Raw genomic sequence first — 21,770 nt, 5'->3', positions numbered from 1 at the left:
TATTTTATTCCCATTCTATAGTTGCAGGTGGTTTAGAACTAATGTCATACACTACTCTATTAACGCCTTTTACTTGATTTATTATTTGATTTGATATTTTTTGTAAAAATTCATAAGGTAAATTTACCCAATCTGCAGTCATACCATCTGTGCTTTCTACAGCTCTTAAAGCTACCACTTTTTCGTAAGTTCTTTCGTCTCCCATTACACCTACAGAGTTTACAGGAAGTAACATTGCACCTGCTTGCCAAACTTTATCATACAAACCGTCTTCTTTTAAACCGTTTATAAAAACAGCATCAACATCTTGTAGAATACGTACTTTTTCTGCAGTAACATCTCCTAAGATACGTATACCTAAACCAGGACCAGGAAATGGGTGACGACCTAATAATTCTGGATCAATTCCCATAGAAGCTCCTACTCTTCTTACTTCATCTTTAAAAATCATACGCAAAGGCTCTACAATTTTTAATTTCATGTAATCTGGTAAACCTCCTACATTATGATGACTTTTTATTGTTGCAGATGGACCTCCGTTTACAGAAACAGACTCAATAACATCAGGATAAATTGTTCCTTGTGCTAACCAAGTTACATCTGTTATTTGTTGCGCCTCATCATCAAAAACTTCTATAAAAGAGTTTCCAATTGCTTTTCTTTTCTTTTCTGGATCTGAAACTCCTTCTAAAGCTTTCAAAAAACGTGCAGATGCATCAACACCTTTAACGTTTAATCCCATTCCTTCGTATTGCTTTAAAACGCTATCGAATTCGTTTTTACGTAACAACCCGTTGTTAACAAAAATACAATACAGGTTTTTACCAATTGCTTTGTTTAATAAAACTGCTGCCACTGTAGAATCTACACCTCCAGAAAGTCCTAAAACAACTTTATCATTTCCTACTTTTTCTTGAATTGCTGCAACGGTACTTTCTACGAAAGAATCTGGAGTCCAGGTTTGTGCAACGCCTGCAATTTTTACTAAGAAATTTTCTAATAATTGTTTACCATCTTTAGAATGGTACACTTCTGGGTGAAATTGAATTGCATAGGTTTCTTCCCCCTTAATTTTATAAGCCGCATTTGCTACGTCTTTTGTGCTTGCTAATAATTCTCCATTAGTTGGCAAATCTTTTATAGTGTCTGAATGACTCATCCACACTTGGCTTCCTTGAGAAATGTTTTCAAAGAAAGTTTCATTACTTTTTATGAATGATAAATTTGCTCTACCATATTCTCTTGTATTAGAAGGCGCAACTTCGCCACCAGAGAAATGCGCTAAATATTGTGCGCCATAACAAACTGCTAACATTGGTTTTTTTCCTCTAATATCTGATAAATCTGGATGTAAAACATTTTCTCCTCTTACCGAATTTGGACTACCCGATAAAATGATTGCTTTAAATTCTGATTGATTTTTAGGTGGATGGTTGTATGGATGAATTTCACAGTAAATGTTTAATTCTCTAACTCTTCTTGCAATTAGTTGTGTGTATTGCGATCCGAAATCTAAAATAAGTACGTTGTGTTGTTGCATGCGCAAAAATACTATTTCAGATTAAATTTTAAATGCTGAAATGAATATTTTTTATGATAAATTAGAATTCGTTAAAATTAACGAGAATTCGTGTTTTTTTTATCAAATTTTAGAAACGATAAATAATTGCATTAATATTCATTCCTGCTCCAACAGAAGCTAAAATTGCAACATCTCCCTTTTTTACTTCTTGGTTTTCTATGTTTCCTTTTAAAACTAAATCTAACAAAGTAGGTACAGTAGCTACAGAACTATTCCCTAATTTATGAATACTCATAGGCATAATACCTTCTGGTACTTGTTTTTTAAACAATCTATAGAATCGTTTTACTATCGCTTCATCCATTTTTTCATTTGCTTGATGAATGAAGATTTTCTTAACATCATCAATCCCTAATCCGCTTTTGTCTAAAGCTGTTTTCATAGCTGCAGGAACATTTGTAATTGCAAACTCGTAAATTTTTCTACCGTACATTTTAATATAGCGTACACTTTCATCTTCCTCTTTATTAAAAGATTTACCGAAATGTAAAAAATAGGCTTCTTCTTTTGCAAAAGTTTGTGTTGCATGACTAATTATACCAGAATTTTCTTCCGAAGTTTTCTCTACTATACAAGCACCAGCACCATCGCTATAAATCATAGAATCCCTGTCGTACTTATCTATAACTCTAGACAATGTTTCTGCGCCTATTACCAAACATTTTTTTGCAATTCCTGCTTTTATAAAAGCTTGTGCTTGTATTACACCTTCTATCCAACCAGGGCAACCAAAAAGAATATCATAAGCAACACAATTAGGGTTTGCAATACCTAATCTATATTTAACTCTAGTTGCTAAACTTGGTAACATATCTCCTTGAATAGTTCCTGGTTTTATGTCTCCAAAATTATGTGCAAGAATAATATAATCTAGTTCTTCTATATTTAAATTTGCATCTTTAATTGCTTTTTCTGCAGCAAAAAAAGCCATATCAGATGTTTTATATTCTGGTTTTGCATATCGTCTTTCTTCAATACCAGTAATGTCTTTAAACTTACTTATAATAACATCGTTTTCCGAAGAAAAACCACTACCATCTTCATTTAAAAAATGAGTACTTAAAAAATCTTTATTCTCTTTTTTTATTGAAGGAATAAAACTTCCTGTTCCTGTAATCTTTGATGAAATCATATTGTAGGTATTTATGTAACAAAAATAAAAAGAATATTTAGATAAATTTACTATGCATGCATAACAATGGAAAGTTCAAAATAGATAAAACTACTATTTCTAGTTTTAAATTGATAGGTTTACTTTTTAAAAACATTCATTTTAAGTTGCATAACAGTAGCTATTGAGGTTGCTCTGTTCTTCATTCTTTCTGATATTTCTCCTTGAAAATAAGCGTCAATTGTTTGAAATAAATACGATGTCCAAATTGAAAAATGTTCTTTTTCGAACTTTACAAAAGCATTTTTATCTAAATGTTTTTGCATTGTATTATTTTTATAGGTAGTTGTGTTAAACAAAATATCGTTCCAAAAATCTGAAATAACTTCTAGATGTTCTTCTAAATGGTTTTGTGCAACAATATCCTCGAAAAAAGGAATCATTCTTTTATCTACCAATAACAGCTCATAAAATTTTGAGATGATTAGCTTAATGTCTTTTCTTGAAGAGATATCTGTTTTCATCTATAAGTATGAACTATCAAAAGAAAAAGGCAATAAAGAAAGTAAAGATTCTGTTTTTACAATCTCACCAACTTCTCCCATAAAGATAAGAGGAAAAGATTGTTTTTGCTTTATTTCATATTCAGATAATGATTGTCTACAAGCGCCACAAGGACCAACAGGCTTGTCTACTTTTGTAATTGATGAACTTGCTGAAATTGCCAGTTTCATTATTTTTACACCAGGGTAAGTTGCCCCTGCATAATAAATAGCAACTCGTTCTGCACATAACCCAGAAGGGTACGCTGCATTTTCTTGATTATTACCTAAAACTATTTCTCCGTTTTCTAATAACAACGCTGCACCAACATTAAACTTAGAATAAGGTGCATATGCTTTTTTTCTAGCATCAACAGCTTTCTCCATTAACATTCTGTCTTCTGTAGATAATTCTGAAACATCATTATAAACAGTTGCTGTTGTAGAAATTTTTATTTCTTTCATAATTTAGCGGTCAAAAAAAGCAGCCTAAATTGACTGCTTTAAATATTGTTATAAAATTACTAAAAAAATATGGTTTATTAATAATCTTCGTAAATTTCACCTAAATCAAAAGATAAAGAAAAACGTAAAGAGTTTTCTAATGGGTTATTTACATCTGAAGCATTAATTAAATAAGATAAATCTATATTTAAAGCGTTGGTTTTAAAACCACCACCTAAAGTAAAGTATTGTCTATTTCCTTTTGTTTCGCTTTCATGAAAATAACCAGTTCTTAATGCAAATGCATTGTTGTATAAATATTCTGCACCAAAAGCGTAGGTAACTTCTTTAATTTCTTCACTAAAACCTCCTGGAGCATCACCAAAAGAACTAAAAATTCCATCGATCCAACCTTTTTCATTATTAGGGTCGTTTACAGTTGGTACTAATAGTTTTGTAAATTCTAGAGTTGTAGAGATTGTATTATAATCATCTAAAATAAAGTCGAAACCACCACCTAATTTTAAGTTAGTAGGTATAAAATCTTCTTCACCTGGTGTGTAAGAAACTTTAGGCCCAATATTAGCGATATTAAAACCTATTCTATACTTACCATTAAAATTACCATAATTTTCTTCTAGAGACTGGTAATAACCAGAAACGTCTACAGCAAATGAATTAATTGGCTGTAAAGAATTACCAGATGTACCATTAAACGCTAAATTAGAACGAATGTATTTTAAAGAAACTCCCATTGCAAAAGTTTCGCTTAATTTTAAAGAATAAGAACCAGTTGCTACTAATTCATTAGGGTTTATAGACCCATTTGGGTTACCACCATTATCTGTTAAATCTATTTGCCCTAAAGAAAAATACTTAAAATCTACACCCCAAGCAGCTCTATCGCTATATCTATTAATATAAGATCCACTTCCTATAAAAATATCATCTGTTAAGTTACGTAACCAAGGAGAATATGTTATACCTGTATAAATTTGTCTATTACTAAATGCAATTTTTGCTGGATTATGAAACAAAGAGAAAGCATCTGCACTAGTAGCTACACCTATATCTCCCATACCACCTGCTCTTGCATCTGGTACAATTAGTAAAAATGGTGTTGCTGTTGTAATTCCACCAGTTTGTTCAGTATTTGTCTGTGCCGAAACTTTAATTGTTGCGAAAACACTTAATAATAAACATAGCCCTATTTTCTTCATTTCTTTCATCTATATTGAATCTTGTTCTTATTGCAAATATCTAATTTTTATTGAAGTATTACTAATTTCTCATACTTCTCTGAAACCAAATTACTTAAAGTAGATTTAACTCTTAATTTATAAACGTATACTCCTTTTCCTATTTTATTTCCAAAATCATCTAAACCATTCCAAGTAATACTTCTAGATAAGTTACCTATTGTTTGAATACTTTTGTTTATCGTCTTTACTAATTTACCAGAAACTGTAAATATTTGAACTTGTACTTCTAATGGTTCATTGGGTTTATTATGGTTAAACCAAAACTCTGTGTAATTTACAAAAGGATTTGGATAATTTAAAACATTTTCTAAATTTAGTATGGTATCACTAACAACCACGAAGTTTAACGTAGTTTCAGATGAGTTATTGTATGTGTCCCAAGCTTTTATTTTTAAAGTATGAGCGCCAACCTCTAAATCTCTAAGTTTATAAGTCACTTTTCCGTTAGTAAAATCGTTTAATTCTGTTTGATAAAAATCGTTTAACACAATAGGATTTGAAGTATCACCATCTAAAATTCCTATTATATCATGATCTACAGCTGTTATAGATGTATTAATACCACTTACATCGAAAAGTACAGCAATTAAATTAGGTGAAGCATTTGTATTTGCACCATCAATAAAAGATTCATCATTCATAAAAAGTTTTACTTCTGGCCCAGTAGTATCTTTAGGTGCATTTTCATCAATTCCACCTACTAATATATCAATATTATAACCCGATTTTTCTATTGTTCCATTTTCTGCATAAAAGCTTAATTTCCCTTCTCCGTATGCTATTTTAATATCTTTTGGCACAACAAAATCGAATTTAAAAACTCCATTTTCAACGCTAGATTTACCTCTAAAAAGTTTACTATCTTGCGTATCAAAATCTAATGTTTCACCAAAATTATTATTCCCTAAAGTTGTTTTAAAAATTGTTTTATCAAAAACGGTGGTAGACAAAGAGCCATTAAAATCATTTAAAATAATGCCAGAATTATCTACAACAACACCTTCAAAATTAACTTTAGAAAGCGCTTTTAAAGTATCTAAAGGTTGCGATATGTCTTTACCATTTAATTTTGTTATTTTAATATTTGGCTCTGGTACAGCCAACTTCATAGCAGGATCTCCAAAAGAATAAATAAAGAATTTCTGAAAACTAGGAAAGCTATTCTTTGTTTTAGTTAAAGATTCGGCAATTGTAAGATCCTCACCATTAAACTCTAATAAAATTCTAATTAAGCTTTCATTAAAATTTTGTCCGGTACTAATAAAAACTTCTCTTGTAGTAGTTATCATACTGGCTGCACCTCCATTTTTATTCCATAAGGTTAATTCTCCTGCAGTAATTCTATTCGGATTATCGAACCTAGAAAAATCACAAGTAACTGTAATTAATAATGGTAGCGTATTAGGGTTATTAAATTCTTGAATTTGTGGTTTTTCTAAAATTCTTTCAGAAGCAAAACCATCTTCACCTCCATGACCAAAATAATCGAAAACCAAAGTACCTTTTTCAATAGCATTTGTTATTGCTTTTTTAACTTCAGGATAACGCTCGCCACCAGAAGAATTTTCTTGCACATAAGCATCTGCATAAATTTTACTAATATTAAAAATTGGCTTATTGGCTGTAATTTCATCTGCAATAGACTCTACACCTATTTGTATAGGAATATCAAAATCATCATCTATATCATCTGCTAATAAAGTAATTGTATTTCGCCAATCTCCTATAGAATTTTTACTGTAATAACTTAAAATTTTATCTACTACGTCTTTTGCTTGTGAAACACCAGTAACAGGAATTCTACTAGAAACAACATTTAAGGTATGTGCTGGCAGCATAGTACCTTCATTACTATCTAACATAACAAAAAAATCATCTGTAACATAAGACTCTGCTAGATTAAAACTAATGTCAGATAATTTTACAGGTACAATATTATTATTCCCTGTAATTCTATCTTTATAATCATAAGATGCATCACCAAAGAAACAAACATATTTTAGTTTTTTTTCTTCGGATGAGCTTGTTACATATAAATGTTTAATAAAATCTCTTATACCAGTAATGTCTTTAGAACCAGAAGAAAATTCATTATAAATTTCTTCTAAAACAATTACTTTAGTAGTTAAACCAGAATTTGTTAGATGATAATCTGCTAATCTCTGTGCTTCTAAAACTAATTCTGAACTTGTAATTACCAAATAATTAATGTCTTTTAGTGCATGTAAGTTTTGGTTAGCAACTTTTGCATTATTTATGGTTTCTGGTATGTAAAAATTAGACTGACTTAAAATGATATACTCTTTTAATACACCACCAATATCTTTAAAATTAAAATCGGCTCCTGTAGCTTCATTATTAATTATTTTTGGTGATAAAAAATCTGAAACATCCCAGATTTGAAAGATGTTATTTGCATTTTTAATTTGATATTCTACAGTACCAGAAGCATTAAATTGATTGAAACTTCTAAAAGAAAATTGACTTGAATTTACTGTTAACTCTTTTTTACCAACAATTTCTATAAAATCTAAATATGCATTTGCAGAAGGGTTTCCGTTATTATTATAGGTAATTTCTACATTTATGGCATCTAAAGAATTATTAATAGAAGCTGTTCTTTCAGATGCAAATGCCTTTGTTAAAGGTCCGGAAGCAGCAGAATAACTTATTGTATAAAGGTCTTGTGAATTTACTTTAACAGCCATGGTAGAAGAAACTACAGAATTACCCACACCTCTTGTTCTTACAGAGATATTTTGGTTGGCCAATGCATTAGGGAAAGGAATTATAAATTTTTGAGTATTCTCTATATTAAAATTATCCTTAAAAAACCATTGATTACCAGCTCCTAATAAGTTAACTTCTTCTTTTTCGTAAAAAATAAAATCGTCAAATGAAGATATTTGGGTAGTTGCAGAATTTGTATTTGTTGCCTTTAAAGAAATTCTTTTACCAACACTATTACCAACGGTAATAAAATAATATGCTTTATCAGAATATATATTTTGTCTATGTTTTGCAGTGCTATTAGCAGAGTCTATAACCCAATCATGAGGTCCTTTAGCATAAAAAAGGATAAAATCATTCGCATCAAAACTTCCATCTTCTTCACCTTCTATATAAATCGCATTTTGTTGTAAATCTTCATTTCTAAAATCGCTATTTAAAACAGGTAACAAATTACCACCGTTTCCAAATATTTGAATATTCTTAGGGTTCAAGCCGTTTGTAGAAACACCTATTCTTTGCAGCAAGTTTTTATCAATTTTAAAAACACCTGTTGTATCTACAGAAAACTTATACCAATCTCCAGAAGCTAGCACAGAAGTACTAACCTGTGAAAGTGTATATTGCGTTAAAAATATTGTTAGTAAGATTAAAAAAAGTCTTTTCATAAATAGTATTCAAATAACGAAAAATTATAAGAGATATTTTAATAGTTACAAAGATAAGTTATACTAAATTTAAAAAGCTTGCGTTTAATAGAAAGTGAATAAAAAAATGATGCGTTAAATTTTACATTTTTCTTGCAATAAATTATAATTATTGTAAATTGCATACTTAATAAAAACCCTAAATAATTTTCTCTTAGGAAATGAAAAAAATATTAAAAATATCTTTAGTTGTATTAACAACAGTGCTTTTAGCAAGTTGTAATAAAAAATCAACAAATAAATCTACACTAACAGGTTTATCTTTTAATGATCCTAAAAACGGGAATTACATTAGAAACAGTTCTTTTGAAGGACAAGAACCACCATTAGGAATGGTAGATATTGAAGGTGGCTCTTTTACAATGGGGCAAGTTCAAGACGATGTAATGTTCGATTGGAACACAACTCCTAAAAAAATTCATGTTCGTTCATTTTTTATGGATGAAACTGAAGTTACTAATTCTGAGTACTTTTTGTACGTACAATATATGAAAGATGTATTTTCTCCTTCAGAGGAAAAATACAAACATATTTACGACTCTACTTTACCAGATACTTTGGTTTGGAGAAAAAGTTTAGGAAACACAGATATTTTAACTGAAAACTACTTTCGTCATCCTGCATATGCAGATTATCCTGTAGTTGGTGTTACTTGGTTACAAGCTAACGAATACTGTAAATGGAGAACCAATGCAGTTAACTTAAAGAAACTGATAGATAAAGGTCACATTAAAAATATTTTTGAATCTGACTCAACTAGAAACTTCTTTGATACAGAACGTTTTTTAAATGATTCTGACAGACTTTTTGACGGTGATACTACAATATATAAAAGAGGTGTAAGAAATAGAGTTGTAAGAAAAAAAGGAGATCCAAAAGCTGGAAGAAATGCTTTTCAAGGAAGAAAAATTACACAAGCAGATGGTGTTCTTCAACAAAAATTTAGACTACCTACAGAAGCAGAATGGGAATTTGCGGCCAAAGCAATTGTAGAAAATAGAGAATATAATAATGTAAGAGGTAGAAAAAAATATGCTTGGAATGGAAAGTATACAAGAGAAAAGAAAAAAAGACATAGAGGAAATCAATTAGCAAACTTTAAGCAAGGTCAAGGACAATATAGTGGTTTGCCAGGTTGGAGTTCTGATGGTTCTGATATTCCTATTAGAATAAAATCATACCCACCAAATGCATTTGGATTATATGATATGTCTGGTAATGTTGCTGAATGGGTAGCTGATGTTTATAGACCTATAATAGATAACGAAGCGAATGACTTTAATTATTTTAGAGGAAACTTATTTACTAAAAAAATGATTAACCAAGAAGGTAAGGTTGTTATAGTTGGTGATGATGCTGCTGTAGAATATGATACGTTACCAAACGGAAGTATTAGAGCGAAACAATTACCTGGTTCTATAAAATATGTACCTATTACAAAAGACGATGCTAGTTTTAGAACAAATTTTTCTAGAGCAGAAAATGCAAATATTGGCGATGGAGATTTAAACTCTACAAGATTCTATGAAGATGATGAAGATAGATTTGCTTCTAGACCAAGTATGTATAACTCACCTAAGAAACCTACAAGAACTAGAGATGAAGATTCTAACAGAGATATTTTAACTAATGACTCTAAGAAGCGTAGAACTTTAATTAGTGATCAAACGAGAGTTTATAAAGGAGGTTCTTGGGCAGATAGAGAGTATTGGTTAGATCCTGCACAAAGAAGATATTTACCAGAATATATGGCAACAAACTTTATAGGTTTTAGATGTGTTACTGATAAATTAGGACCAATGACTTATAAGAAAAGAAAGGTTAGAAACCCAAATAGATAAATCTTTATCAAAAAAAAAATTAAGCCTCATTGTTATTTTACAATGAGGTTTTTTTTTATATTTAATATATGAAAATTAAGGAAATATATAATCTGTACTCTAAGTATTACTTGGTAGACACAGATACTAGAAACATAAGAAAAAACACCATTTTCTTTGCTTTAAAAGGAGACAATTTTAATGGGAATAAATTTGCTGATGACGCTTTAAAAAACGGAGCATCTTACGCAATTATAGATGAAGAAAAATATAACATTAGTGAAAACACCATTTTAGTTGCAGATGTTTTAAAAACATTACAGGAACTAGCAAACTACCATAGATTGATACTAAAAGCAAAAATAATAGCTTTAACTGGTAGTAATGGGAAAACAACTACAAAAGAATTAATTAACTGTGTGCTGTCAAAAAAATATAAAACGACAGCTACCATAGGTAATTTAAACAATCATATTGGTGTTCCTTTAACACTGCTTTCAATGACACCAGAAACAGAAATTGGTATTGTAGAAATGGGTGCAAATCATCAAAAAGAAATAGAATTCTTATGCTCAATTGCACAACCAGACTTTGGTTATATCACCAACTTTGGTAAAGCACATTTAGAAGGTTTTGGTAGTATTGAAGGTGTAATTAAGGGTAAGAGTGAAATGTATACTTATCTTAAGAAAAATGATAGGACAATATTTGTTAATCATAATGATTCAATTCAACTAGAAAGAACAAAAAACGCAAAGACAGTTTCTTTTTGCAATACAATTAAATTTTTAGAAGCAGACCCTTTTGTTAAACTCTCTTTTAATTCTCATAAAATTAAAAGTAATTTAGTTGGAGAATACAACTACACCAATATAGTAGCCGCAATTACAATTGGAAATTACTTTAAAGTGGAAGATGAAAAAATAAAAATAGCTATCGAAAATTACATTCCTACAAATAACCGTTCCCAGATTATAGAAAAAGAAAAGAATCATATTATTTTAGATGCATATAATGCAAATCCATCAAGTATGAAAGTTGCTTTAGATAATTTTTATAAACTGAACAAACCTTTTAAAACTGTTATTTTGGGAGATATGTTCGAGTTAGGAAAAGAAAGCGATAAAGAACACCAAGAAATTGTAAACTTAGCAGATAGCTACTTATTTACAAGTACTATCTATGTTGGAGAGCACTTTAGCAAAACAAATACAAAGAACAAAAAGTTTAAGAATTTTGAAGAAGTAAAGAATTATATCAATAAAAAACCTCTAGAAAATCAATCAATTTTAATTAAAGGCTCTAGAGGTATGAAGTTAGAAAGATTACTTGATCTTATAGATTGATATTATTTTTATGATACTCTAATAAATTATCAATTGGTCTTTGAATTACATCTGTAATTTGTAAATCATTTTTAGCGGCTACTTTTTCTAAAATATCTCTAAAATAATGAGCTATTGAACCAATAAAATATATTGGAGTTTCATTATTTAAGTCATATGGTAATATTCTGTATTTAAAGAACTCTTGAAAACCTTTCTTTATTAATCTCTTTATATATTTTTCATTTTTAAAATCGAACATAAACTTAGCAAAAGAGGCTAAGTACATATTAGGATTCGCTTCTTTATAAATATTCTTTTTAATGTAATCTGCATCTAAATTAAATTCCTTTTCAAATTTTAACGCAATACTTTTTGGCATTTTTTTATAATAATAGTCTATAATTAACTTTTTTCCAAAGTAATTACCACTTGCTTCATCCATTAAAATATAACCTAAAGAAGGCACTAACATTTGCATCTCTTCACCATCAAAATAACAACTATTAGAACCAGTTCCTAAAATACAAACCATACCAGGGTCTTTACCTGTAGCCGCATATACTGCTGCTAACATATCTTCAGAAACAAAAACCTTTGCATTTACAAAAATAGACTCTAATATATTTTTTAAAACTGCAGTTGGTTTTGGTGTTCCACAACCAGCTCCATAGAAATGAATCTCAGAAACATCATCTTTGATGTTTATAAGTTGAAACATATTAATAATTCGGTTATGTAATTCTTCTTCTGCAACAACAGCAGGGTTTAGTCCTAAAGTACGAACTCTAAACTCTTCTTCTTTCTCACTATTTATAGCAATCCAATCTGCCTTTGTAGAACCACCGTCTGCAATTAAAATCATAATTATATTGTTTTACTCAAATATATAATAACTTCAATCAATGAGCAATAGCAAGTATAACTTCAATCGTTTTCGTATGAATAATTTTATGCTTTTCTTAAAGAAAAAAGAGGTTTTAATGGATAGAAAGGAGATAACCACTTTGTTTTTGCGCTATAAGTTTTATTCTATAAAACTTATAAATATGAATTAATTATGAAGAAAAAAAAACATAACACACTAAATGAAGTCTTAAAATTAACATACTTTTTCAACAAACTATATAGAGTTAACTAACTTTATCTAATTTTTCAAACTCTGAGTTATTAGACACATATTCTGGAACAATATCTTTCATTAACAAAACAATATCTCTATTATCTAATTGATTAAAATCACAAGATAAGTTATCTATTTTTGATTTTAAAATAGAACCATCAAATTTTTCTGCTTTCGCAATCATAATTTTATCATGATAAGTATTTGTTGTATTCTCTCCGTCAGCTAATAATTCTTCGTATAATTTTTCTCCAGGTCTTAAACCTGTAATTTTTATATCTATATCTTCAGGATATTTTAAACCAGATAAATCGATCATTCTTTTAGCTATTTCAAAAATCTTTACAGATTTTCCCATATCAAATATATAAATCTCACCACCTTTCCCCATCGTACCTGCTTCTAAAACTAAGCTACAAGCTTCCGGAATTGTCATAAAATATCTAGTTATATCTTTATGAGTTACTGTTAAAGGTCCACCACTTTCAATTTGTCTTTTAAACAAAGGAATTACAGAACCATTAGAACCTAAAACATTTCCAAAACGTGTAATAGTAAATTTTGTTTTTTTAGACTTCTTACTTATGCAACTAATATATAATTCTGCAATTCTTTTAGAAGCCCCCATAACATTTGTAGGGTTTACTGCTTTATCAGTAGAAACCATCACAAACCTTTCAATTTTGTTCTCAATCGATAAGTCTGCTAAATTTTTAGTTCCTAAAACATTAACTTTAATAGCCTCGTATGGCGATTTTTCCATTAGAGGAACATGCTTGTAAGCAGCGGCATGAAAAACTCGTTGTGGTTTATATTTTTTAAATATTCTAGAAATTTTATGTCTATCTCTTACATCGGAAACAATGGCAACAAAATTTGTAATCCCATTTTGAATTAATTCTTGTTGTAAGTCATAAAGTGGAGATTCTGCCTGATCTATTAAAACAATTAGTTTACAATTATACAAACTTAACTGTCTAGAAATTTCGCTACCTATAGAACCTGCTGCTCCAGAAACTAATATAATTTTATTATCAACTTCTCTTTGAACTATTGGGTTATCTATTAATATTTGATCTCTATCTAGTAGATCTTCAATATTAATTTGCTTTATTTGATTCGCTTGTAAATCACCACCAATCCATTTAGATAAGGGTGGTACTATCTTAACTTCAACATTTAACGCTAATAAACTATCTGTAATTTCTAAAAGACGACTAGGTTTTATTTTTTGTATCGAAATAATTACTTCATTTATATCATTTCTCTCAATAAACTCTTTATCAATCTTAGAAATATCATATATTTTTATTCTATCTATTTTCTTATTTATTTTATTTTTATTATCATCAATAAAACCTAATATTTGATAATTTCCTTTTCGTTCTCTATTTAAAGCTCCATAAGTTATAATACCAGAATCTCCTGCTCCATAGATTAAAGCATTTGTTATTGTCTCTAATTCTGTAGAGATAACTTCGTAAAAAGATTTAAAAACATACCTACTAATAATAAGTACAAAAACAGACACTAAGTAATGAATTAAAATAATTGATTTAGGAATTGTAAAACCCTCATTAATTTTAAATAATTGATTTAAAACAATTATAAAACTAAGTGTACCACTAAGAATAGTTACTCCTATAAATACGTTAAAAACGTCTTTGGTTCCTGTATGTCTTATTACTCCTTTGTATGAGCCTATAAGCAGAAAACTAATCGCTGCAATTATACTAACAATTATTATTTGCGGTATTAAAATTGAGCTATCAAAATTAAAACTAATATCAAAGCGAATAGAATATGCTAAAATAAAAGAAAAACAAATAAGGAAAATATCAATTGCAAAAACAATCCACCTAGAGGCGTACTTATTAAGTGCTTTCAAAAAAAAATTTCTAATCATTATTTAGCAGTATTATTAAACGAATTTACAATAATTTCTTAATTGACCTTGCGATTCGTTCAAAATCATTTTGTTTTAAGTTAGATCCAGAAGGCAAACACAAGCCAGTTTTAAATAAACCATCAGATATATTTCCTCCGTAATACTTATATTTGGTGAAGACAGGTTGTGAGTGTAAAGGCTTCCATAAAGGTCTAGATTCTATATTATCTTCCTCTAACTGAGAAATTAAATCTTCTCTAGTAAAACCTGCAATCCTTTCATTTATTAAAATACAAGTTAACCAGTGGTTTGATAAATAATGATCATTTGGCTCTTTGAGAAAAGTAATACCTTTAATACCTTTAAATAAATCTAAATAAAATTGATTATTAGCCCTTCTTAAAGCTATATTACCATGTAATTTAAGCATTTGAGTACTTCCTATTTGAGCTAAAACTTTACTTATTCTGTAGTTAAAACCAATTTCAGAATGTTGGTAATGGGAAGCTTTATCTCTAGCTTGCGTTGCCAAAAACACCGCTTTATCCTTTTCTTTCTGGTTGTTACATATTAAAGCACCTCCTCCAAAAGTTGAAATAATCTTGTTATTATTAAACGAAATAATTCCAAAATCACCAAAAGAACCACATTTTTTCCCTTTATATTCTGCTCCTAACGCTTCTGCTGCATCTTCTATTAAAGTTATTTTATATTTTCTAGCTATTTTAACAATTTCATCAATTTTAGAAGGCATACCATATAAATGGACAAAAATAATTGCTTTAGGTTTTTTGCCTTTTAAAATTCGATCTTTAATTGCTATCTCTAAATATTCTGGAGAAATGTTCCAGGTATCTTTTTCACTGTCTATAAAAACAGGATTAGCGTTTTGGTACCTAATAGGATTTGCAGTTGCTACATATGTAAAAGATTGGCATAAGACTTCATCATCACTTTTTACACCACTTAAAATAAGGGCTAAATGAATTGCCGAAGTACCAGAATTTAAAGCCGCAACTTTTTTTTCGTTTTCGAAATAACTCTCAATACTTTCTTCAAAAGTTAAAATTGCATCATTATTATCCATTAAATTTTCTGAAAACGAATTTAAAGATATTTCGGAATTCGATAAGAAAATTCTGTTAGGCATTCTTTAGTTGTTCTTGTTTTCTTAAAAATCTAAATAATAAAATATAACTTATAATGAAAACCAATATTAATCCTAATGAAATTAATAGTTGGTTAGATATATCTAACTTATATGTTTTAAAAACAACCCAATTTACAATTAATTGAATAGCTCCATAAATAATAGAAACTTTTAGATGAGACATTTTAGATACATCTACTAATTTTTGATAAATATGATGTCTATGAGGATCTAAAACACTCTCTTTTGTATATAAAACTCTAAATAAAACTGTACAACCTGTATCTGCACCGTATACTAAAATTAACAATAAAATTAAAGGTGAAGACAATTTTAAAGCAAGTAAAAATCCTATAAAAAAAAGTAACATTCCTATAGCGATACTACCAATATCTCCTGCAAAGAAAAGTGCCTTCTTTCTAAAATTATAAAAACCAAAAACGATTAAAGACAATCCAGAAAACAAAATTAAATCTTCATTTACTAGTTGTTCATTGCTATTAATAAAATACATGCCAGATAAAACGACAAGGCTATAAATACCAGTAATACCATTAATCCCATCCATAAAATTAAACATATTTATAACACCAACACCTAGTATTAAGAAAGGTATCGAAATATAAAGAGGTATAATTTGAACATCTAATTGATATAAAATTAAAAATATTGCTAAAAATTGAAAAGGAAATCTGACTTTAGAGCTCAATGTATAAATATCGTCTAAAAAACTAATAAACGATATTAGAAAAACACCAAGAACAAAGTAAGGATACTCATAGTTATTAAAAAAAAAGAATAATAAAATGGCTATTGGAAAAATAATTCCTCCTCCTCTAACTGTTATTTTTGTGTGAGAACTTCTTTGGTTAGGTTTATCAATAATTTTAAACTTTATAGCAAGTTTTAAATAGATAAAAGAAGCTACAGCCAAAATAATGAAAATTAATATATACGTAATCATAAGTGTATGGATAAATCACAATTATTTATACATAGCTTCATAATATTTAGCATAATCTCCAGAAGTTACATTATCTAACCAAACCTCATTATCTAAATACCATTTAACAGTCTTATCTATTCCTTCTTCAAATTGTAAAGAAGGCTCCCAACCTAATTCATCTTTTAATTTTGTAGAATCAATAGCATACCTTAAATCATGCCCTGCTCTATCAGTAACATAAGTTATTAATTTTTCTGAAGCACCTTCTTCTCTACCTAAGTACTTATCTACTGTTTTTATAATAACTTTAATTAGATCGATATTTTTCCATTCATTAAAACCACCAATATTATAAGTTTCACCTAATTTACCTTCATGAAAAATTACATCAATAGCTCTTGCATGATCATCAACGAAAAGCCAATCTCTTACATTTTCGCCTTTTCCATAAACTGGTAATGGCTTATTTTGACAAATATTATTGATAAATAAAGGAATTAATTTTTCTGGAAATTGATAAGAACCATAATTATTTGAACAGTTAGAAATAACCGTTGGAAATTGATAAGTGTCTTGAAAAGATCTTACAAAATGATCTGATGATGCTTTAGATGCAGAATAAGGAGAGTGTGGATCGTAAGCTGTCGTTTCTAAAAAGAAACCTTCTTTTCCTAAAGAACCATAAACTTCATCAGTAGAAACATGATAGAAAAGTTTATTATCAAAATCATCATTCCAATATAATTTAGCTGCTTGTAGTAAACTTAAAGTTCCCATTACATTTGTTTGAGCAAATGAAAATGGATCTTTTATAGATCTGTCTACATGAGATTCTGCCGCCAAATGAATAACATTATCTATTTTATAATCGATAAAAACATTTTTAACTTTCTCAAAATCACAAATATCACATTTTACAAAAGTGTAATTTACCTTATCTTCTATATCTTTTAAATTTTCAAGGTTTCCAGCATATGTCAATTTATCCATATTAATAATATGGTAATCTGGATATTTATTAACTAATAGTCTTACTAAATGAGAACCTATAAAACCTGCTCCTCCTGTAACTAATATATTCTTTTTCATATAGATATTATTTTTTTTTCAATTTAAAAATGCATTCTCCCAAAGAATCTTTCCAATATGGAATTTCAATTTCAAAATCGGTTTTAATTTTTGTTTTATTTAAAACAGAGAAATGTGGTCTTTTTGCAGGTGTTGGATAATCCTTTGTTTCAATAGGTTTCACATTACAATTAACATTAGCCATAACCATAATTGCTTTTGCAAAATCATACCAAGAAGCAACACCTTCATTAGAAAAATGATATAATTTTCCTTTACCACTGATTTTTTGTCCTTTACTTTTAGATAAAACTGTAAGACAAGTTAATGCTAAATCTCTTGCGTAAGTTGGCGTACCAACTTGATCAAAAATAACGCCTAATTCATCTCTGTCTTCCCCTAAACGCAACATAGTTTTTACAAAGTTATTCCCGTAAGGAGAATATAACCAAGAAGTTCTTATAACTATACCATCAATTTCCGAATTTAGAACAGCTAACTCTCCTAATCTTTTTGTTTTACCATAAACACCAATTGGGCTTACGTCATCTGTTTCTTTATAAGGTATAAACGCTTCTCCATTAAAAACATAATCAGTAGAAATATGAATTAGTTTGGCATTTACAGTTTTTGATACCTTTACAAGGTTTAGAACCCCTTCTTCGTTTACTTTCTGTGCAATTACATTTTCACCTTCTGCCTTATCTACAGCAGTATAAGCTGCACAATTAATTATAACTTTAATTTTATTTTCAACAACAAACTTTTCTAGTTGTAAAAAATTACAAATATCTAAATCTGATGAACCTTTAAAAAAAAACTTTAAATCAGAAAAATCATTAACTAAACTCTTTATCTCTGAACCTAACTGTCCGTTAGCTCCTGTAACTAAAATATTCATTTTTAATAATTAAAAGGTGAATCAAAATCTTTTAAGGAAATTAAGTTTTTATCTTTGTCAGATAATTTAATTTCACTTTCTTTTAAACCCCAATTGATCTTCAAATCTTTATCATTCCAGATAATTCCAGAATCAGATGCTGGTGCGTATGTGTTATCAACTTTATATGCAAAAACCGCAGTTTCACTTAAAACAGAAAAACCATGAGCAAAACCTCTGGGTACAAACAACTGTTTCTTATTCTCTCCTGTTAACTCAACAGCCACATGTTTACCATACGTTGGTGAACCTTTTCGTACATCTACAGCAACATCCATAACACGCCCCTCTACACAACGTACTAATTTAGCCTGATTGAAAGGTGGTTTCTGAAAATGCAAACCTCTTAAAACACCTTTTGATGATTTTGACTCATTATCTTGAACAAATTTTATTTTACAAACGTTTTCTTCAAACTTCTCTAAATTAAAAGATTCTAAAAAATAGCCTCGGTCATCACCAAATACTGATGGTTCTATAATAAAAACATCTTCAATTTCTGTTTTAATAAATTTCATTTTTCTTATTTAGCTAATTTTAATAAATATTGACCATAACCATTCTTTTTTAATGGTTCTGCTAATTTTTTTAATTGGGCTTTATCTATATAATTCATAAAAAAAGCAATTTCTTCCAAACAAGCAACCTTTAAACCTTGTCTTTTTTCTATTGTTTCTATAAATTGGCCTGCTTCCATTAGAGAATCATGTGTACCTGTATCTAACCAAGCAAAACCTCTTCCCATTAACTCTACTTTTAAGCTTTTCTTTTTAAGGTATTCCTGATTTACAGTTGTAATCTCTAACTCTCCTCTATCTGAAGGTTTTATTGTTTTTGCTATCTGAACAACATCATTTGTATAAAAATACAAACCAACTACCGCATAATTAGATTTTGGCTTTTCAGGTTTTTCTTCTATTGAAGTTACATTTCCAGTATTATCAAATTCTGCAACACCATATCTTTCTGGGTCACCTACATAGTAACCAAAAACAGTAGATTTTTTTTCTTCTTCTACATTTTTCCTTGCAGATTGTAACATTTCTGTTAATCCGTGTCCATAAAAAATATTATCTCCTAAAACTAAACAAACGTTATCATTTCCAATAAAGTCGTCTCCTAGAATAAACGCTTGTGCTAAACCATCAGGACTTGGCTGTATTTTATAACTTAGTTTAATCCCCAAATCTTCTCCTGTTCCCAATAACTTCTCAAAGCTTGGTAAATCCTCAGGTGTCGAAATAATTAATATTTCTTTTATACCTGCCAACATAAGAACTGATAATGGATAATAAATCATCGGTTTATCATATACAGGTAATAATTGTTTTGAAACTCCTTTTGTTATAGGGTATAAACGTGTACCACTACCTCCTGCTAATATTATTCCTTTCATATTTTTTTTTATTTTAGAAATGTTAAATTACCAATCTTCAAAATTAAGAATATTTTGTGGTTTCCAACCAATGTCTCTAGCTTTAGAATCATCAAATGTAAGGTTTTTTGTCATTTTTGAAAACTTTCTTAAATTTATTGGAAATTCTTTTCTTGATATTTTTTCAAATAAATCACCAAAAAGAGCGATTGAAAGAGCAATTGGTTTAACTAGGTTTAACACTTTCTTCTTAGAGTATTTTTTTGAAATCGTTGCTGATAATTCTTTAAAACTAGGATGATTTCCATCTGTAAGATTATAAATTCCCGAGTTTTTAAATAAAATTGGACTAAACTCTGCAATGTCTTTTGCTAAAACCATTGATTTTTTAGCTTTACCTCCACATAAATTTGCATACTTACCAGATTTAATACCATTTATCATAGCATGTAAGTTACCCGGCGCGTTTGCACCTACAATAAGTGGTAAGCGAATAATAGTAGCATTTACATCTTTGTTTTTCACCCAATTAAGAAAATATTCTTCAGCTAAAATTTTACTTTTACCATAGGGATCATTAGCTAATAAAGGAGCGCTTTCCTTAATAAAATCTCCTTTATCTAACCCGTAAACTGAAACTGAGCTAACTAAAATAATAGCTTTAGGTAACTCTTCTAAACAATTTAAACCTTTTAAAAAATTCTTTGTTCCAACATAGTTTACTTTCTCAAATAAATCTGCTTCATCTTGTGTTTTTGGAACAATATGGGCTTTTCCTGAGCAATGAATTGCATACTTATACTTCTCTTTTAAATTTGGAAAATTATCAGCAAGATTACATACAATATTATTACTCTTGCCTCTACCTAATGAATGGACATTTAAACCTTTTTTGTTCCAAAAAGAAACAAAATACTTACCCAAAAAACCATTCCCTCCAGAAATTAAAATAGTATCCATCTATATTATATGTTTAAACCAACCCCATTTCTTAAAATATATAAAAGCACTTTCAATTGTTATCCATTTAAACTTAAGCTTTTTATGGGTAAGTTTAGCAAAATGATGATAAATTCTCTCTTTAGGATAATATACTGTTCTTGAAACCTCTAAAATTCTTCTGGTTAAATCTGCATCTTCTAAATACATAAAAATTTTATCATCAAAGAAACCAACAGTCTTAAAAACAGAAGTTCTAATTAACATAAAACAACCTGACAGGTATGGAATATCATACATAATCTCATCATAATCATGATCTTTATACTCATATTTATCCAATCTTTTTTTAAATATTTTTTTCAAAAAATTTGGCATAAACCCTCTTGCGAATAAATCGAAAAAGGTTGGATTTCTTTTGCATAAATATTGAATTTCTTCCGACGGATAGGTAACTTTAGGTAATAATTGACCAAACTCTTTATTCTTATCCATAAAATCAATCATCCCCTCAACTGTTCCTTTCTCAAAATAAATATCTGGATTTAAAACAATATGATACTCGGAATCACAATTTAACGCTTCTTGAATAGCTATGTTATGTGCAGCACCAAAACCCGGATTAGATGGATTGTGTCTATATTCAATTCGATCATCCTTATCTAATATTTTCAAATAATCGGTTGGCGAATTGTCTATTAAAAATAGTTTAACTTTAAAATTAGTATTCAAAAAAGAAGCTATGCACTTCTGAAGCATTTCAACATTATTGTCATACATTACAATACAACTAGTGATTTTATATTTCATTTTTATTC

The 21,770-nt window shown here is 29.0% G+C and carries 18 protein-coding genes; 2 read left to right on the top strand and 16 right to left on the bottom strand.

Features of this window, described 5'->3' with window-relative positions; all coding sequences use genetic code 11:
• Positions 1-4: 4 nt before the first annotated feature.
• The 6 genes from guaA to porU form a co-directional block, all read right to left on the bottom strand.
• The gene (gene guaA, locus SHK09_RS12880; protein WP_319811195.1) at positions 5-1,540 is read right to left on the bottom strand and encodes a glutamine-hydrolyzing GMP synthase; all 1,536 of its coding nucleotides are present in this window, start codon (positions 1,538-1,540) and stop codon (positions 5-7) included.
• A 109-nt stretch (positions 1,541-1,649) separates the two neighbouring features.
• Positions 1,650-2,714, bottom strand: a complete 1,065-nt coding sequence (locus tag SHK09_RS12875; RefSeq protein WP_319811194.1) for a 3-oxoacyl-ACP synthase III family protein — start codon at positions 2,712-2,714, stop codon at positions 1,650-1,652.
• Between the two features lie 119 nt (positions 2,715-2,833).
• Complete coding sequence (locus SHK09_RS12870) at positions 2,834-3,217, bottom strand: group III truncated hemoglobin (RefSeq protein WP_319811193.1); 384 nt, start codon at positions 3,215-3,217, stop codon at positions 2,834-2,836.
• The gene (gene cdd, locus SHK09_RS12865) at positions 3,218-3,700 is read right to left on the bottom strand and encodes a cytidine deaminase (protein ID WP_319811192.1); all 483 of its coding nucleotides are present in this window, start codon (positions 3,698-3,700) and stop codon (positions 3,218-3,220) included.
• 77 nt (positions 3,701-3,777) lie between these two features.
• Positions 3,778-4,899 carry a type IX secretion system outer membrane channel protein PorV gene (gene porV / locus SHK09_RS12860; RefSeq protein ID WP_319811191.1) on the bottom strand — a complete coding sequence of 374 codons (1,122 nt, stop codon included), beginning with the start codon at positions 4,897-4,899 and terminating at the stop codon, positions 3,778-3,780.
• Between the two features lie 47 nt (positions 4,900-4,946).
• Positions 4,947-8,339 (bottom strand): type IX secretion system sortase PorU, encoded by a 3,393-nt coding sequence (gene porU / locus SHK09_RS12855; protein WP_319811190.1) that lies wholly within the window; start codon positions 8,337-8,339, stop codon positions 4,947-4,949.
• 200 nt (positions 8,340-8,539) lie between these two features.
• On the opposite strand from porU, the gene gldJ reads away from it, so the two are divergent.
• Both gldJ and SHK09_RS12845 read left to right on the top strand, forming a co-directional pair.
• Positions 8,540-10,219: a gliding motility lipoprotein GldJ gene (gene gldJ, locus SHK09_RS12850; RefSeq protein WP_319811189.1), complete on the top strand. Its 1,680-nt coding sequence runs from the start codon at positions 8,540-8,542 to the stop codon at positions 10,217-10,219.
• A 68-nt stretch (positions 10,220-10,287) separates the two neighbouring features.
• Positions 10,288-11,544 (top strand): UDP-N-acetylmuramoyl-tripeptide--D-alanyl-D-alanine ligase, encoded by a 1,257-nt coding sequence (locus tag SHK09_RS12845; protein WP_319811188.1) that lies wholly within the window; start codon positions 10,288-10,290, stop codon positions 11,542-11,544.
• On the opposite strand, the gene SHK09_RS12840 is transcribed toward SHK09_RS12845, so the two are convergent.
• The 10 genes from SHK09_RS12840 to SHK09_RS12795 form a co-directional block, all read right to left on the bottom strand.
• Positions 11,534-12,388, bottom strand: coding sequence for an N-acetylglucosamine kinase (locus SHK09_RS12840; RefSeq protein ID WP_319811187.1), 855 nt, complete (start codon positions 12,386-12,388; stop codon positions 11,534-11,536). The two genes, SHK09_RS12845 and SHK09_RS12840, sit on opposite strands and share 11 nt — an antisense overlap.
• Positions 12,389-12,656: 268 nt before the next feature.
• Positions 12,657-14,534 carry a nucleoside-diphosphate sugar epimerase/dehydratase gene (locus SHK09_RS12835; protein ID WP_319811186.1) on the bottom strand — a complete coding sequence of 626 codons (1,878 nt, stop codon included), beginning with the start codon at positions 14,532-14,534 and terminating at the stop codon, positions 12,657-12,659.
• A gap of 43 nt (positions 14,535-14,577) precedes the next feature.
• Positions 14,578-15,684: a DegT/DnrJ/EryC1/StrS family aminotransferase gene (locus SHK09_RS12830; RefSeq protein WP_319811185.1), complete on the bottom strand. Its 1,107-nt coding sequence runs from the start codon at positions 15,682-15,684 to the stop codon at positions 14,578-14,580.
• Positions 15,677-16,648, bottom strand: coding sequence for a UDP-GlcNAc--UDP-phosphate GlcNAc-1-phosphate transferase (locus SHK09_RS12825; protein ID WP_319811184.1), 972 nt, complete (start codon positions 16,646-16,648; stop codon positions 15,677-15,679). The genes SHK09_RS12830 and SHK09_RS12825 overlap by 8 nt, the downstream gene beginning before the upstream one ends.
• Positions 16,649-16,669: 21 nt before the next feature.
• Positions 16,670-17,719, bottom strand: coding sequence for a dTDP-glucose 4,6-dehydratase (gene rfbB / locus SHK09_RS12820; protein WP_319811183.1), 1,050 nt, complete (start codon positions 17,717-17,719; stop codon positions 16,670-16,672).
• Positions 17,720-17,726: 7 nt separating this feature from the next.
• A complete protein-coding gene (gene rfbD, locus SHK09_RS12815) occupies positions 17,727-18,599 on the bottom strand; it encodes a dTDP-4-dehydrorhamnose reductase (protein WP_319811182.1) in 873 nt (290 codons plus the stop codon).
• A gap of 2 nt (positions 18,600-18,601) precedes the next feature.
• Entirely contained in the window at positions 18,602-19,156 is a 555-nt protein-coding gene (rfbC, locus tag SHK09_RS12810; protein WP_319811181.1) for a dTDP-4-dehydrorhamnose 3,5-epimerase, read from the bottom strand.
• Positions 19,157-19,161: 5 nt separating this feature from the next.
• Entirely contained in the window at positions 19,162-20,034 is an 873-nt protein-coding gene (gene rfbA, locus SHK09_RS12805; RefSeq protein WP_319811180.1) for a glucose-1-phosphate thymidylyltransferase RfbA, read from the bottom strand.
• A gap of 27 nt (positions 20,035-20,061) precedes the next feature.
• Positions 20,062-20,973, bottom strand: a complete 912-nt coding sequence (locus tag SHK09_RS12800; protein ID WP_319811179.1) for an NAD(P)-dependent oxidoreductase — start codon at positions 20,971-20,973, stop codon at positions 20,062-20,064.
• On the bottom strand, positions 20,974-21,762 hold the full coding sequence (locus tag SHK09_RS12795; protein WP_319811178.1) for a glycosyltransferase: 789 nt from the start codon (positions 21,760-21,762) through the stop codon (positions 20,974-20,976).
• Positions 21,763-21,770: the final 8 nt, after the last annotated feature.

Source organism: Polaribacter sp. PL03, from assembly GCF_033875165.1.
Lineage (GTDB): Bacteria > Bacteroidota > Bacteroidia > Flavobacteriales > Flavobacteriaceae > Polaribacter.
This window is presented reverse-complemented; position numbering and strand designations above follow the sequence as displayed.

Bases quoted from the DNA above. Each gene is read 5' to 3' on its own strand.
- guaA (WP_319811195.1), bottom strand. From the start codon at position 1,540: ATGCAACAACACAACGTACTTATTTTAGATTTCGGATCGCAATACACA.
- SHK09_RS12875 (WP_319811194.1), bottom strand. From the start codon at position 2,714: ATGATTTCATCAAAGATTACAGGAACAGGAAGTTTTATTCCTTCAATA.
- SHK09_RS12870 (WP_319811193.1), bottom strand. From the start codon at position 3,217: ATGAAAACAGATATCTCTTCAAGAAAAGACATTAAGCTAATCATCTCA.
- cdd (WP_319811192.1), bottom strand. From the start codon at position 3,700: ATGAAAGAAATAAAAATTTCTACAACAGCAACTGTTTATAATGATGTT.
- porV (WP_319811191.1), bottom strand. From the start codon at position 4,899: ATGAAGAAAATAGGGCTATGTTTATTATTAAGTGTTTTCGCAACAATT.
- porU (WP_319811190.1), bottom strand. From the start codon at position 8,339: ATGAAAAGACTTTTTTTAATCTTACTAACAATATTTTTAACGCAATAT.
- gldJ (WP_319811189.1), top strand. From the start codon at position 8,540: ATGAAAAAAATATTAAAAATATCTTTAGTTGTATTAACAACAGTGCTT.
- SHK09_RS12845 (WP_319811188.1), top strand. From the start codon at position 10,288: ATGAAAATTAAGGAAATATATAATCTGTACTCTAAGTATTACTTGGTA.
- SHK09_RS12840 (WP_319811187.1), bottom strand. From the start codon at position 12,388: ATGATTTTAATTGCAGACGGTGGTTCTACAAAGGCAGATTGGATTGCT.
- SHK09_RS12830 (WP_319811185.1), bottom strand. From the start codon at position 15,684: ATGCCTAACAGAATTTTCTTATCGAATTCCGAAATATCTTTAAATTCG.
- SHK09_RS12825 (WP_319811184.1), bottom strand. From the start codon at position 16,648: ATGATTACGTATATATTAATTTTCATTATTTTGGCTGTAGCTTCTTTT.
- rfbB (WP_319811183.1), bottom strand. From the start codon at position 17,719: ATGAAAAAGAATATATTAGTTACAGGAGGAGCAGGTTTTATAGGTTCT.
- rfbD (WP_319811182.1), bottom strand. From the start codon at position 18,599: ATGAATATTTTAGTTACAGGAGCTAACGGACAGTTAGGTTCAGAGATA.
- rfbC (WP_319811181.1), bottom strand. From the start codon at position 19,156: ATGAAATTTATTAAAACAGAAATTGAAGATGTTTTTATTATAGAACCA.
- rfbA (WP_319811180.1), bottom strand. From the start codon at position 20,034: ATGAAAGGAATAATATTAGCAGGAGGTAGTGGTACACGTTTATACCCT.
- SHK09_RS12800 (WP_319811179.1), bottom strand. From the start codon at position 20,973: ATGGATACTATTTTAATTTCTGGAGGGAATGGTTTTTTGGGTAAGTAT.
- SHK09_RS12795 (WP_319811178.1), bottom strand. From the start codon at position 21,762: ATGAAATATAAAATCACTAGTTGTATTGTAATGTATGACAATAATGTT.